The following is a 12,666-nucleotide window of genomic DNA, read 5'->3' as shown; positions in this document are numbered from 1 at the left end:
CCACCGAAACGAAAAACCCCGCGGTCGCGCGGGGTTGCGTGCTGCGCCAGTGTGGTGGCTATGGGTGGACTCGAACCACCGACCCCAGCATTATGAGTGCTGTGCTCTAACCGGCTGAGCTACATAGCCGACGCGGAACCGCGAATTATTCATGCCACGGGCATGCGCGTCAATCTTCCGGGAATTGCTTGCCGCCCGCGTGCCGGGCTGGCAGAGTCGGAACCAGTAGATTCTAGGAGTCCGCATCGTGATCGATCCGGACGGGTTTCGCCCCAACGTGGGCATCGTGCTGATGCACGACGATGGCCGGGTGTTCTGGGCACGCCGCGTGCACCGGGATGGTTGGCAGTTCCCGCAGGGCGGGATGAACACCGACGAGACGCCGCTGGAGGCGATGTATCGCGAATTGCGCGAGGAAACCGGCCTGCTGCCCGAACACGTCGAAGTGCTGGGTGCGACGCCGGGCTGGCTGCGCTACCGGCTGCCACCGCGCGCGATCCGCCATCACGACCGGCTGGTCTGCATCGGCCAGAAGCAGGTGTGGTTCCTGCTGCGCTTCAAGGGCAGCGAGGCCGACCTGCAACTGGATCTGACCGACAAGCCGGAGTTCGACGGCTGGCGCTGGGTCGATTTCTGGTACCCGATGGAGCATGTCGTCACCTTCAAGCGCGGCGTGTATGCCCGCGCCTTGCAGCATCTGGCCCCGCTTGCACGGGCGATTGCCGGAGCACAGGCGGTGCCGCAGGCAACACCGGAAGCGCGGCCACGCCGGCCCGAGCCTGCACGCAGGCGGCATTCCGGCGGTGGTTCGGGCAGCCCATGAGCGGGTTGCCAGGTGCGTTTTGGCGCAAATCCTGAACAGGCGGCGACCGTTTATCGGGCCGATGTTGCATCGCAACAAAAGCGGTTTTATGCTGCACCGCACAAACCGGCACTCCCTGCCGGCATATTCGCAGGAGACCGTCATGTACCAGTTCAACGAGCAGTTCACCAAGGCCGCCGCCCAGTTCGCCGACGTTGCCGCCAACGTCAACCGTCTGGCCCTCGAGAATGCCGAGAAGGCGTTCAGCCTGAACCTTTCGGCCATCGAAGAGAACATCAACGCCGGCTTCGCCTTTGCGGGCGAGCTGATCGAAGTGCGCGACGCCGAAGGCCTGAAGGCCGTGTGGCCGAAGGGCGTGCAGGTGGCCCGCGCCAACGCCGAGCGCACCCTGGGCACCGTGCAGGAAGTGTTCGCCAACACCCTGAAGACCAACGAAGCCATCGGCTCGCTGGCCAAGGGTCAGTTCGAGAAGGCCAGCACCCAGGTCAAGGCCGAAGTGGAAAAGGCCACCAAGGCTGCTTCGAAGACCAAGTAAGCAAACCACGCAACAAGCTCGACCGTCGCGGGCGTTCCCCTCCCACCGCCCCGCGACTCCAAACCCCGCAGCCCCAGGTTGCGGGGTTTTTTTGTGTTCGATCTAGGCTTCCGTTGCCTCGGTATTGCGGGCCGTGGCTTCCACGGCTTCGCGCACCTGCCGGTCGTGCTGCCCCAGCACCGGTGCGGCGAAGGGTTTGGTCGCTCGACACAATCTACAGCCCGCAGCGTTGCGCCAGCGTGGCGGCTGCGTCGGAAGCATTTGGTTGCGCGAGCAGTGCCTGCACGGCTGCGCGCGTGGGGATGCTGGACTGCGCGCCCAGCGCGGTACAGGCCAGTGCCGAGGCCGCGCTGGCTTCGCGCAAAGCCGCTGCCAGCGCATCACCGCGCGCGAGTGACGCTGCCAGCGCGCCGCAGAAGGTGTCGCCGGCCGCAGTGGTGTCGATGGCATCGATGGCGAATGCCGGTTGCAGCAGGAAGGCATCGCCATCGCGCGCCACGCAGCCGGCTTCGCCAAGCGTCACCACCACCCGCGCCACCGGCAGCCGGCGCAGTGCATCGGCGATGCTGCCGGCATCGCCCGCCAGCATCGCCAGTTCGCCTTCGTTGACCACCAGCACGTCGGTAGCCGCGAGCAGTCGCGCCGGCAGTGCCCGCGCCGGGGCAGCATTGAGCACCACGGTCACGCCCGCAGCACGCGCCTGTTCGGCGTAGACGGTCACCGTGTCCAGCGGCGTTTCCAGTTGCAGCAGCAGGTGGCTGATGCCGTCCAGCGCGGGCAGGTCGGCGGGCGTCAGCGCCTCGTTCGCGCCGGGTGCCACCGTGATCGCGTTGTGCGCATCATCGGAAATGCAGATGAAGGCCACGCCGGTAGGCAGCGCGGTTTGGCGGCGGATGTGCAGGCTGACGCCGGCATCGCGCAATGAGGCTTCCAGCACCTGTGCCGGCGGGTCATCGCCCAGCGCCAGCAGCATCGCCACCTGTGCGCCGCCCGCGCGCGCGGCGGCCACCGCCTGATTGGCACCCTTGCCGCCGGGGAAGGTCATGAAGTCGCGGCCCAGCACGGTTTCACCGGGCGCGGGAATGGCATGGGCGCGCACCACGAAGTCGAGGTTGGCCGAACCCGCCACCAGCACGCCGCTACGCGATGCACTCATGGCGCAATGACCTCCTGCACCTTGTTGTAGAACGCCTTGGCCACGCGGGGCAGGTCGCCGGGCTTGTCGTTGGGCAGGTGTTGCAGCATCAGGATGCCGATTGTGCGCGCAGTCTCTTCCCACCGCCAATGCGGCGTGCCGGCACAGGCCGCGCATGCGACCATGCACGCATGGATATCTACAAGGTCTTCACCATCGAAGCCGCGCACCGGCTGCCGAACGTGCCGGACGGGCACAAATGCGCGCGCCTGCACGGGCATTCCTTCCGCATCGAACTGCATGTATCCGGCGAGCCCGACCCGCATGCCGGCTGGGTGATGGATTTCGCCGAGCTGAAGGCGGCATTCCAGCCCGTCCACGATGCGCTGGATCACCACTATCTGAACGACATCGCGGGGCTGGAAAACCCGACCAGCGAACGTCTGGCGATGTGGATCTGGGCGCAGATGAAACCCCGTGTTCCGCTGCTGTCCGAGGTGGTGGTGCACGAAACCTGCACCTCCGGCTGCCGCTACCGGGGCTGAACCGCCCCGCGCCGCTCGTCGGCACAAATTGACAATCATTCGCGTTTGCGATTAGATCGCAGCATCCGTCCGAAGGTGGTGTGATGTACGTCTGCATCTGCAATGGAGTCACCGAGCAGCAAGTCCGCGAAATCGCGGCGCAAGGCTGTGCCTCGGTGTCGGAATTGACGATGCGCACCGGCGCGGGTGCCAACTGCGGTTCCTGTGTGGGCTTGGCAGCAGAAATCCTTGAGGAAACCCGCAGCCGCCGCGAACTGCCGCTGCTGGTACTGGCGCAGGCTGCCTGATCCGGCCTGTGGGCGGCGCTGTCTGCACGGCCCGAATCGAGAGTTGAGTTGAGGACGATTCGCGTTCCGTCATGGCGTGTGCGCAAACGCTAGAGTGCGTGCGTCCATCCTCAACGGAGCGCAGCCATGAAGGGCGACGCCAAGGTCATCGAGTTTCTCAACAAGGCGCTCTACAACGAGCTGACCGCGATCAACCAGTATTTCCTGCACGCCAAGATGCTGAAGAACTGGGGCCTGAAGGAACTGGCCGAACACGAATACCGCGAGTCCATCGACGAGATGAAGCACGCAGACAAACTGTCCGAGCGCATCCTGTTCCTCGATGGCCTGCCGAACTTCCAGGCGCTGGGTCGCCTGCGCATCGGCGAGAACCCGCTGGAAGTGTTGCGCGCCGATCTGGCGCTGGAGATGGAGGCGGTTCCGCTGTTGCGCGATGCGATTGCGCATTGCGAATCGGTGAACGATTACGTCAGCCGCAAGCTGTTTGCCGACATCCTCGATTCCGAGGAAGAACACATCGACTGGATCGAGACGCAGCTGTCGCTGATCGAGCGCATCGGCGAGCAGAACTACCTGGCCCAGCAGATCGAGAAGGACTGATCCCGGCGCGCGCTGCGTCGATCAGACGCAGCGTTCAATCCTGTCGTGGTTGTGCGGCCTGCAGCGCCGCCTTCACCTGCGCGAATTCACCGACGATCCGCGCCACCGCCGATCCCGGCTTGGTCAGGGTGCCGTCGCGTGCGCCGTGTTCCAGATCGCGCGCGGCATTCGACAGCGTGGTGGCACCGACATTGGCGCTTGAGGATTTCAGCGTGTGCGCGGCCACCCGCAGCGCAATCGGGTCATCGGCCACTGCCGCGCGTTCCAGCTGTGCGATCAGGCGCGGCGTGTCTTCCAGATAGACCGCGACGATCTTGTCCACCTCGTCGCCGAGTACTTCGCGCAATTCGTCCAGCACGCGGGTGTCGATCACCGGCGGCAGGCGTTCGGCCAGTTCCTCAGCCGGCGGCAGGGTGTCGGGGACGGCCATGCGGGTGCCCTTCCAGCGGGTGATGCATTGTTCGAGGTCGGAGCGGGTCACCGGCTTGGCGAGGTAATCGTCCATGCCGGCGTCCAGGCATTTCTGGCGGTCGCCGGCCATCGCGTTGGCGGTCATCGCCACGATCGGCAGGCGGCGCGCGGCGCGGCGCTGTTGCTCCAGTTCGCGCCAGCGGCGGGTGGCGCTGTAGCCGTCCAGCACCGGCATCTGGCAGTCCATCAGCACCAGGTCGTAGCTGGCATCGGCCTCCAGCTTCTCGATGGCGGCCTGGCCGTTGCCGGCGGTGTCGCATTCCACGCCGATCACTTCCAGCAGGCGCTGCGCCACCATCAGGTTGACCGGGTTGTCCTCGACCAGCAGCAGGCGCGGCCTGCGTGGCGCTTCCTGTGCTTCCGGCTCACTTGCAGGCGCGGGGTGCTGCTCATGGCGCGCCCATGACACGCCGGAAGCGGACAGCACGGAACGCAGGTCGGCGTCCTCGGCGTTGCGCGGGATCACGGTGGCCGACACCGGCAGGTCCAGCGAGGTCACTTCGTCACTGCGCATATAGACCAAACGTGCATCGCCATACTGATTCTTGCGTTCCATGTTGCGCGCCAGCGACAGCGCGGTGCTGCGGATGCTGGACAGGTCGGCCAGCACCACCGAATAAGCCCACGGCTCGCCCTGCGCGGTCGCCTGACGCAGGCGTTCCAGCGCGTCGTGGGTGGTTTCCACCGAGGTCACGCGCAGGCCCCAGTTGGGCAGCAGCATGGTCAGGCGCATGCGCAGGCGCTGGTCGGTGGTAATCAGCAGCACGCGCCCGCCGTGCAGGTCTTCCTGCTGGCTGGGCATGTCGCCCTGCACCTTCAGCAGCGGGATTTCAAACCAGAATGTCGAGCCGCGCCCGACCTCGGATTCCACCCCGATGCGCCCGCCCATCAGGGTGACGATGCGCCGGCAGATCGCCAGCCCCAGCCCGGTGCCGCCGTACAGGCGTGTGGTGGAGGTGTCGGCCTGGGTGAACGCATGGAACAGCTTGTCCTGTGCGGCCTTGTCGATGCCAATGCCGGTGTCCTTCACCTCGAAGCGCAACTGGTGCTGCGCGGCGGTTTCGCCGGTGCGCCTGACATTGAGCGACACGCTGCCGCGCTCGGTGAACTTGACCGCATTGCTGATCAGGTTGCTGAGGATCTGGCGCAGGCGCACCGGGTCGCCGCGCACCGGCAGGCGCACCGAATTGTCGATGTTCAGTTGCAGGCGCAGGCCCTTGGCTTCCGCCGGGCGCTCCATCAGGGTGATGACGCTTTGCAGCACCTCACGCAGGTTGAAGCCGGTGGTTTCCAGATCGAGGCGGTCGGCTTCCAGCTTGGAGTAGTCGAGGATGTCATCGACGATCCGCAGCAGTTGCTGTGCCGAGGCGGTGGCGGTCTTCAGCAGTTCCTGCTGGTCAGGTGCCAGCCGCGTGTGCGACAGCAGATCCAGCATCGGCACGATGCCGTTGAGCGGGGTGCGGATTTCGTGGCTCATGGTGGCGAGGAACTCGCCTTTTGCCATCACCGCCGATTCCGCCGCCTGCTTGGCATGTGTCAGCTCGTCCTCAAGCTGGGTGTGGCGGTCGATCTCGCGCTGCAGCGCACTGATCCGGTCCGCGCCGCGCCGCGCCTGTTCCGCGTGTTCCTGCAGTTGCGCTTCGCGCTGGTGAACGGCGAAGGCCATCGCGGTGGTGGCAAACAGCGCAAGCAATGCCAGGATCAGCGCGGCCAGTTGCCACGGGCCTGCCACGCCGATGCGATCCACCACCAGTGCCAGGGTTGCGCCCGCCGCCGCGCCCAGCGCCAGCCAGCGCGCGGTGAGAAGGTTGAAGCCGCGGGTATCGTCCTGGTTCACAAGGTGGCGTGCTGAAAGTCGAAGTCGAGGGCCTCGTCAACCCGTTGTACCAGATTGCCCTGGATGAAATCGATGCCGCCCATCCAGAGCGCTGCCGCCGCCTGCGGGTCTTCCACCGCCTGTCCGATCACCTGCAGCCCAAGCCGGTGCGCGCGGTCGATCACGCTGCGCATTTCGTCGCGCAGTTCCTGCGGCTGCGGTTGCCGCGCGAAGTCGGCGGCAAGCCGCAGGTAGCCCAGCGGCAATTGCTGCAGCAGCAGGTCGGCTTCGGTGCCGTGGCGGTACTGGCTGAGGCAGAACTGGGTGCCGGTGGGCACCAGTTGTTCGCAGAAATTGCGCAGCAGCATTGAATGCACCAGCGCATCGTCCAGGCGCAGGTCGATCACCAGCGACGTGCCTTCGACGTTCGCACGTTCCAGCGACTGCATCAGCCAACTGGCGTAGCTGTCTTGTGCCAGCGTGGGCGGCGACTGCGAGACGAACAGCCGTACCGGCCTGCCTTCTGCGCGGCGCTTTTGCAGCAGCGCCAGCGCCTGCTCCATCACACAGCGGTCGAGCTTCGGCATCAAGCCACTGGATTGCGCCACCGGCAGGAAGTCGCGCGCCTGGCGCTCGTTGCCTTCGGCATCGCGCATCCGCGCCAGCACCTGGAATTGCGCATCATTGCCGCCGGACACCGCCACCACCGGCTGGAATGCCAGATGCAGCCGGCCTTCCACGCCATCGGCCAGCGCGGAGCGCAATTCGTCGGCGATGCCGCCCGCCAGCGTGGTTTCCACCGGGACGTGCAGGGCGATGCCGGCGGGGTTGCTGCGTGCGTTGCGCAGGGCTTCCTCGGTCGCCGCCAGCACAGCGCCGGTATCGGCGAAGCCGTGCGCGAGGCTGGTGTAGCCGATGCTGCAGCGCAGCCGCACCGGCTCGCCTTCGGCGCTGAAATTGCGATGGCCGATGCCGTCGCGCAGGCTGCGTGCGCAGCTTTCCAGCGATGCCGGATCGCTGCTTCTTGCCAGCACGATGAAGGCGTTGTCACTCAGGCGCGCGGCGCTGTGCTGCGCGGCCAGCGTATTGAGATGGCGACCGGCCTCGTTCATCAGGTCTTCGAACCCGGCGTAGCCGTAGCGGTTGCGCAGTGCCACCGCGTTGCCCATTTCCAGCAACAGCGCGGCACCTTCGCCGGCATCGAGTTGCGCAGCCAGCGCCTGCATCAGCACGGGGCGTGTGTGCAGGCCGGTGACGGGGTGACGCTCCAGTTCGGGCGTGGCCTGCTTGCGGCTGCCAAGTGCGCGCGCGCGGCGGACGCGGCTTTGCACGGCTGCGATCAGGTGGCGCGGACGCACCGGCTTGAGGATGTAGTCGTCGCCGCCGTGTTCCAGTGCTTCCAGCTGGCGTTCCGGATCCTGGTCGCCGGTCAGGAACACCACCGGTGTATGCGAGAAACGTGGATGTTCGCGGATCTGCGCGGTCAGCGTGGTGCCGCTGGCACCGGGCATGTGCAGATCCATCAGCACCAGATCGGGATTGAAGCTTTCCAGCGCGGCCATCATGCGTTCGGGCATGGCGACCACCTCGGCCACCATGCCCGCGCCGCGCAGGATCGCCTCGGCAAACACGGCCTGGCTGCGGTCATCCTCGACGATCAGCACGCGGAACGGATCGGCGTCCACGGCGGTTGCCGGGGCCGGCGTGCTGCCGCCCTGTTCGGTACTCATGGCCGTGCCCCGGTCTGGGCCGACAGTGGTGCCGATGCGCGGCGCGTGCCGGCACGGGCGGCGAAACTGTTCATGGAATCCCCTGCAAGCGCCGCTGGAAATGGCGCTTCCCTCAATTTTGACGCAAATGACGCCCGGATGCGGCCATCCGGACGAAAATCAGCCCGGCTGCGGCCCGCGCAACCGCCTTGCCACCGCGCGCCACAGCCACCAGACGGTCAGCGCGAACAGCAGGCTGATGGTGACGACGATGCCCAGCGCCAGCCACGGATGGCTGAAGGCCAGCGCCAGCCCGCCCACCACGGCGGCGTCTTCGGTGGCCGATGCCGCCCAGTTGCTGACCGGCTCCGGCGATGTGTTGAGCAGGGCGCGCGAGCCGGCCTTGACCAGATGGCTGGTCAGCGCCACCCCGGCACCAGCGGCCAGCATCCCGGTGCCGAGTTCGCCGTCCGGCGAGATCGCCGCCGCCGCAAGAAACGCGCCCGCAGGCACCCGCAGCAGGGTCTGCAGCAGATCCCAGACCGAATCCACGCCCGGAATCTTGTCGGCAAAGAACTCCGCCCCCGCCAGCACGGCGGAGGTACCCAGCACCCACGGCGACTGCGTGGCCTGCAAGGCCTCGGGCAGGTCCAGCCAGCCCATGATGCCGGCCAGCCCCACCCCGAACACGGTCAGGTAGGCACGGATGCCGGCCAGCCAGGCCAGCAGGATGCCGATGGCGAACACATGTGCTTGATCCACTTACGGTCCCCTGCGCGACGCCAGCGGATGGGCGTCTTCGCGGCAGTCTATACGGCGCTGCGGCTTGACGCAGGCTTAAGCCGGATGCGATACCAAAGGGATGCCGAACCCCACGTCATTCTTCCGCCAGGCGGGCAAGGGCCATCCGCGCGCCGCGCTGGCGGTACTGGTCGCGGTGGCGCTGTTGCTGGGCATCTGGGGCGCGTGGCGCAGCTTCGCCCCGCAGCCGGTCAATGCCGCCGAGCAGTTGCGCGAGCAGGCAGCCCGCATCGACCAGCTGGAACAGCAGGTGGTCACCCTGACCCGCTCCGACCAGATCAGCCGGCAGGCCAATGCCGACCTGCAAGGCACGCTGGCGGAGCGTGACGAGGAAATCGCCGGCCTGCGCGCCGACATCGCCTTCTATGAGCGCTTCGTTGGTGCCACCGCACAGCGCCATGGCCTCAACGTACATGCATTGAAGCTGGAGCCGCAGCGCGACCCGCAGCTCTGGCATTTCGTCGCCACCCTGACCCAGAACCTGAACCGGGGCGCGGTCAACAAGGGGCGGCTGCAACTGGTGCTGGAAGTCAGCGAGGACGGGCGCATGCGCAAGCTGGACTGGGCCACCTTGCGCCAGCAGCAGGCCGCGCCAAGCGTGGATTATTCGTTCAAGTATTTTCAGCAGGTCGAAGGCGATATCGTGCTGCCGCCGGGGGTGAAGCCGGTGCGCGTATTGGTGCGGCTGGTGCCGGTGTCCGGGGTGACGGTGGAGCAGAGCTTCACCTGGAGCGAGGCGGCAGCTCCCGCAGCCAGCACGCCTGCCGAAGGTTGAATCAGCGCCGCCCGCGCCCCATCCTGCACGGATGGACATCGCCGCAACCCATGCCGCCACGCCGGCCTCGCCGCCCGCGCCCCTGCTGTTCAGCGCCGCTGCCGCCGCCAAGGTGCGCGAACTGATCGACGAAGAGGGCAATGCCGCGCTCAAGTTGCGCGTGTATATCCAGGGCGGCGGCTGTTCCGGCTTCCAGTACGGCTTCGAGTTCGACGAAGGCCAGAACGAGGACGACCTTGCCATCGTCACCGACGGCGTGACCCTGCTGGTCGATCCGCTCAGCCTGCAATACCTGATGGGCGCGACCGTGGATTACAGCGAGTCGCTGGCCGGCGCGCAGTTCGTGATCCGCAACCCGAACGCCAAGACCACCTGCGGCTGCGGGTCGTCGTTCACGGTGTGATGGCGAAAGCCTCGCCGTTCGCCTTCGTCGATGGCGCGCTGGATCGCGCCGATCATCTGCGCGATGACGCCGATGCGCTCGCCGCGCTGTGGCCTGATGCAGGCGTGATCGCACTGGATGCCGACGGCCGCGCGCTGGCCGATGGATCAAACGCATTGTTCGACATCGATGGCGCGATGCTTGGCGGTGGCCCTGGCATCGCCACCTTCCTTGGCCTGCGCGATGGTCGTGCATGGTTCTTTGCCGAAGCCGGCACGCTCGCCATCCATGCGCCCGCGCGCATCGACCTGCGCCGCGCCGCATCGCAATGGCCGGCATGGCAGGCCAGCTTGTTCGCGCAGGCGCGCGCCTTGCAGCACTGGCACCAGCGGCATCGTTACTGCGCCGCATGCGGCGGCATGCTGCGCTTCGTTCGTGCAGGCTGGCTGGGACGATGCGACGCCTGCGGTAGCGAACATTACCCGCGCACCGATCAGGCCATCATCGCCGCCATCACCGACGGGCAGCGCCTGCTGCTGGGCCGGCAGGCAAGCTGGCCGGCGCGGCGCTGGTCGGTCGTCGCCGGCTTCGTCGAACCCGGCGAAACGCTGGAGCAGGCCGTTGCCCGCGAAGTGATGGAAGAAACCGGCGTGTGCGTGCATGCACACACCGCGCGCTATCTCGCCTCGCAACCGTGGCCGTTCCCCGGCTCGCTGATGCTGGGCTTCATCGCCCGCGCCGACGCGGACACGCCGCAGGCTAGCGATGAACTGGAAGACGCGCGCTGGTTCACGGCGGACGAAGTGCGCGCAGGTCTTGCCAGTGACTGGGCGCAGGCGGACGCCGAGGGCGAAGGCATCGTGCTGTCGTCACCCATTTCGATTGCCCGCCACGTCATCCGCGCATGGCTGGACGAGCACGACGCACAGCGGCGCGAAGGCTAGAATCCTCGGCATGGCTGCCACCCTCCTTGCCGTCATCGTCGCGCTGGCCATCGGCCACCTTGGCCCCGGCCTTGCTGCCGGCCTGCGCCAGTACGGCTGGTTCCGCAACTGGCTGCAATGGTTGAACGCGCAGTTCCCGGAAGGCAGCTTCTGGCGTGGGCGTTACGGCATCGCGCTGGCATTCGCGGTGCCGTTGCTGGTCACCGGCCTGTTGCAGGTTGCGCTGGACAAGCCGCTGTGGGGTTTCGTCGGCCTGCTGTTCGATATCGCGGTGCTGGCGTATTGCTGGGGGCCGCGCGATCTCGACCGCGACGTTGCCGCGGTACTGGATGCACCCGATCCGATGGCGCGGCGCACTGCAGCCGCTGCGCTGTGGCCGCCGGGCGTGTCGCCGCAGATGGAGGGCGGCACGCTGGTGGAAGCGGTGTTCCGCAACGCGCTGCATCGCTGGTTTGGCCCGCTGTTCTGGTTCCTGCTGCTTGGCCCGTTCGGCGCGCTGCTGTATCGCCTTGGCGTGCTGGCGGCGGAGCAGGATACCAATGCCGTTCCGCACGACACGCTGGAAGGTGCGCGCGGCTGGCTTGCGTTGATCGAGTGGCCGGTCACCCAGTTGATGACACTGGCACTGGCACTGGTCGGCAACTTCGACAGCGTGCTGTCGGCATGGCGCGAGGAAGGCGCCTTCGGCCTGCGCACCCGTGTCCTGTCCGCCGCCGCCCGTGCCAGCGTGCGCAGCGACATCGCCGAGGAAGTGGCCGACTACACCGAATCCGGTATCCCGGCGTCCACCGCGCTTGCGGAAGTGTTCGGCGACCTGCCCGAACTGCGCGACGCCATGAACCTTGCATGGCGCGTGCTGGTGCTGTGGCTGGCGGTGATCGCCCTGTTCGTGGTGGCGGGGTGGGTGGGGTAAGGCGTGCGGTGGCGTTTAATTGCGTATTGCAATAAATATTTCATAGTGCAATAGTGCGCTCATGCGCGTGATCTCCAACCGTGCGCTCCTGGCTTTTACCGAGGCGCACCCCGATGCCGGCGAATCTTTGCAGGTATGGCGCAAGGTGATGGAAACCCGTGATTTCGCCAACCACGCCGAGCTGAAAAGGACGTTTGGCAGCGTGGACAAGGCGGGGGATTTCCATGTGTTCGATGTCGGCGGCAACAAGTGGCGCGTGATCGCCTTCGTGCATTTCCCGGCGCGCATCTGCTATGTCAAACACGTCTTGACGCACAAGGAGTACGACAAATGGCGACCATGAACATCGAGAAGGTGAACAAGTCCTTCGCGGCCTTCCGCAAGGCGGCAGGTATCGGTGATTACGACAGTCTGGTCGCACTGGCGGATGCGGTGGTGGAGAGTGGGCAGGCGGGGCCGGGCGGCGAGATGGAATCCCTGTTCCTGCTGCTGGCTGACCTGATCGAAGTGCGCGACAAGCGTGACTACCCGGTGCCGGATGCCGCGCCGGCGCAGGTGGTGCGGTTCCTGATGGAGCAGCACAACCTGACCCAGTCGCAATTGCCGGAGATTGGTAACCAGAGCGTGGTGTCGCAGGTATTGGCTGGCAAGCGTCAGTTGAATGTGCGGCAGATCACCCAGCTGTGCCGGCGGTTCGGCGTTGGCGCGGGTTTGTTCATCCCGCGTGTGGAAACCACGCATTAGGGAAGCTCTGAACAACTCCTGAAACGTCATCCCGGCGAAAGCCGGGATCCAGCTTTTTCAATGACTTACCAAAGAGCTAGATTCCGGCTTTCGCCGGAATGACGGCTTGTTCAGGCCTTCCTTAGAGCCTGTTCAAAGTCTTCTGAGCAATAGCGCCAGGAAGGCCAGATGGATGAACTGCAGGCT

At 66.3% G+C, this 12,666-nt stretch carries 15 protein-coding genes and 1 tRNA gene; 11 read left to right on the top strand and 5 right to left on the bottom strand.

Annotated elements, in window-relative coordinates:
- Window positions 1–52: 52 nt before the first annotated feature.
- A tRNA-Met gene (locus QM612_RS02625) sits at window positions 53–129 on the bottom strand.
- A gap of 118 nt (window positions 130–247) precedes the next feature.
- Here QM612_RS02625 and QM612_RS02620 point away from each other — a divergent pair.
- Window positions 248–823 (top strand): RNA pyrophosphohydrolase, encoded by a 576-nt coding sequence (locus QM612_RS02620; protein WP_415252343.1) that lies wholly within the window; start codon window positions 248–250, stop codon window positions 821–823.
- A 142-nt stretch (window positions 824–965) separates the two neighbouring features.
- Entirely contained in the window at window positions 966–1,358 is a 393-nt protein-coding gene (locus QM612_RS02615) for a phasin family protein (RefSeq protein WP_415252342.1), read from the top strand.
- 214 nt (window positions 1,359–1,572) lie between these two features.
- On the opposite strand, the gene QM612_RS02610 is transcribed toward QM612_RS02615, so the two are convergent.
- The gene (locus QM612_RS02610) at window positions 1,573–2,514 is read right to left on the bottom strand and encodes a ribokinase (RefSeq protein WP_415252341.1); all 942 of its coding nucleotides are present in this window, start codon (window positions 2,512–2,514) and stop codon (window positions 1,573–1,575) included.
- 170 nt (window positions 2,515–2,684) lie between these two features.
- Here QM612_RS02610 and queD point away from each other — a divergent pair, with 170 nt between their 5' ends.
- The 3 genes from queD (at window position 2,685) to bfr (ending at window position 3,925) form a co-directional block, all read left to right on the top strand.
- Entirely contained in the window at window positions 2,685–3,038 is a 354-nt protein-coding gene (gene queD, locus QM612_RS02605) for a 6-carboxytetrahydropterin synthase QueD (RefSeq protein ID WP_415252340.1), read from the top strand.
- Window positions 3,039–3,121: 83 nt separating this feature from the next.
- Entirely contained in the window at window positions 3,122–3,325 is a 204-nt protein-coding gene (locus QM612_RS02600; protein WP_415252339.1) for a (2Fe-2S)-binding protein, read from the top strand.
- Window positions 3,326–3,451: 126 nt separating this feature from the next.
- Window positions 3,452–3,925 (top strand): bacterioferritin, encoded by a 474-nt coding sequence (gene bfr / locus QM612_RS02595; protein WP_415252338.1) that lies wholly within the window; start codon window positions 3,452–3,454, stop codon window positions 3,923–3,925.
- Between the two features lie 34 nt (window positions 3,926–3,959).
- Here the strand turns inward: bfr and QM612_RS02590 are convergent, their stop codons facing one another.
- The 3 genes from QM612_RS02590 to QM612_RS02580 all read right to left on the bottom strand — a co-directional run bounded on the left by QM612_RS02590 (window position 3,960) and on the right by QM612_RS02580 (window position 8,683).
- Window positions 3,960–6,185 carry an ATP-binding protein gene (locus tag QM612_RS02590; protein WP_415252344.1) on the bottom strand — a complete coding sequence of 742 codons (2,226 nt, stop codon included), beginning with the start codon at window positions 6,183–6,185 and terminating at the stop codon, window positions 3,960–3,962.
- A 44-nt stretch (window positions 6,186–6,229) separates the two neighbouring features.
- Window positions 6,230–7,942 carry an EAL domain-containing protein gene (locus QM612_RS02585; RefSeq protein WP_415252337.1) on the bottom strand — a complete coding sequence of 571 codons (1,713 nt, stop codon included), beginning with the start codon at window positions 7,940–7,942 and terminating at the stop codon, window positions 6,230–6,232.
- A gap of 159 nt (window positions 7,943–8,101) precedes the next feature.
- Entirely contained in the window at window positions 8,102–8,683 is a 582-nt protein-coding gene (locus QM612_RS02580) for a DUF4126 domain-containing protein (RefSeq protein WP_415252336.1), read from the bottom strand.
- Window positions 8,684–8,783: 100 nt separating this feature from the next.
- Here QM612_RS02580 and QM612_RS02575 point away from each other — a divergent pair, with 100 nt between their 5' ends.
- From QM612_RS02575 to QM612_RS02550, 6 genes are all read left to right on the top strand, one after another.
- Window positions 8,784–9,497: a DUF6776 family protein gene (locus QM612_RS02575; protein ID WP_415252335.1), complete on the top strand. Its 714-nt coding sequence runs from the start codon at window positions 8,784–8,786 to the stop codon at window positions 9,495–9,497.
- Window positions 9,498–9,528: 31 nt separating this feature from the next.
- Complete coding sequence (gene erpA / locus QM612_RS02570) at window positions 9,529–9,900, top strand: iron-sulfur cluster insertion protein ErpA (protein WP_415252334.1); 372 nt, start codon at window positions 9,529–9,531, stop codon at window positions 9,898–9,900.
- Complete coding sequence (gene nudC / locus QM612_RS02565) at window positions 9,900–10,823, top strand: NAD(+) diphosphatase (protein WP_415252333.1); 924 nt, start codon at window positions 9,900–9,902, stop codon at window positions 10,821–10,823. Before erpA ends, nudC begins: the two co-directional genes overlap by 1 nt.
- Window positions 10,824–10,833: 10 nt before the next feature.
- Complete coding sequence (locus QM612_RS02560; protein ID WP_415252332.1) at window positions 10,834–11,736, top strand: cobalamin biosynthesis protein; 903 nt, start codon at window positions 10,834–10,836, stop codon at window positions 11,734–11,736.
- Window positions 11,737–11,797: 61 nt separating this feature from the next.
- Window positions 11,798–12,079, top strand: a complete 282-nt coding sequence (locus QM612_RS02555; RefSeq protein WP_415252331.1) for a type II toxin-antitoxin system HigB family toxin — start codon at window positions 11,798–11,800, stop codon at window positions 12,077–12,079.
- Entirely contained in the window at window positions 12,067–12,480 is a 414-nt protein-coding gene (locus QM612_RS02550; RefSeq protein WP_415252330.1) for a helix-turn-helix domain-containing protein, read from the top strand. Before QM612_RS02555 ends, QM612_RS02550 begins: the two co-directional genes overlap by 13 nt.
- The last annotated feature ends 186 nt before the right edge of the window (window positions 12,481–12,666 follow it).

Source organism: Thermomonas sp., assembly GCF_047606765.1.
Taxonomy (GTDB): Bacteria; Pseudomonadota; Gammaproteobacteria; order Xanthomonadales; family Xanthomonadaceae; genus Thermomonas.
Note: the sequence above shows the minus strand (reverse complement) of the source record. Positions and strands in the feature narration are given on the sequence as shown.

Excerpts from the sequence above, each read along its gene's own strand:
- QM612_RS02615 (WP_415252342.1), top strand. The coding sequence starts at position 966 with ATGTACCAGTTCAACGAGCAGTTCACCAAGGCCGCCGCCCAGTTCGCC.
- QM612_RS02610 (WP_415252341.1), bottom strand. The coding sequence starts at position 2,514 with ATGAGTGCATCGCGTAGCGGCGTGCTGGTGGCGGGTTCGGCCAACCTC.
- queD (WP_415252340.1), top strand. The coding sequence starts at position 2,685 with ATGGATATCTACAAGGTCTTCACCATCGAAGCCGCGCACCGGCTGCCG.
- QM612_RS02600 (WP_415252339.1), top strand. The coding sequence starts at position 3,122 with ATGTACGTCTGCATCTGCAATGGAGTCACCGAGCAGCAAGTCCGCGAA.
- bfr (WP_415252338.1), top strand. The coding sequence starts at position 3,452 with ATGAAGGGCGACGCCAAGGTCATCGAGTTTCTCAACAAGGCGCTCTAC.
- QM612_RS02585 (WP_415252337.1), bottom strand. The coding sequence starts at position 7,942 with ATGAGTACCGAACAGGGCGGCAGCACGCCGGCCCCGGCAACCGCCGTG.
- QM612_RS02575 (WP_415252335.1), top strand. The coding sequence starts at position 8,784 with ATGCCGAACCCCACGTCATTCTTCCGCCAGGCGGGCAAGGGCCATCCG.
- erpA (WP_415252334.1), top strand. The coding sequence starts at position 9,529 with ATGGACATCGCCGCAACCCATGCCGCCACGCCGGCCTCGCCGCCCGCG.
- nudC (WP_415252333.1), top strand. The coding sequence starts at position 9,900 with ATGGCGAAAGCCTCGCCGTTCGCCTTCGTCGATGGCGCGCTGGATCGC.
- QM612_RS02560 (WP_415252332.1), top strand. The coding sequence starts at position 10,834 with ATGGCTGCCACCCTCCTTGCCGTCATCGTCGCGCTGGCCATCGGCCAC.
- QM612_RS02555 (WP_415252331.1), top strand. The coding sequence starts at position 11,798 with ATGCGCGTGATCTCCAACCGTGCGCTCCTGGCTTTTACCGAGGCGCAC.
- QM612_RS02550 (WP_415252330.1), top strand. The coding sequence starts at position 12,067 with ATGGCGACCATGAACATCGAGAAGGTGAACAAGTCCTTCGCGGCCTTC.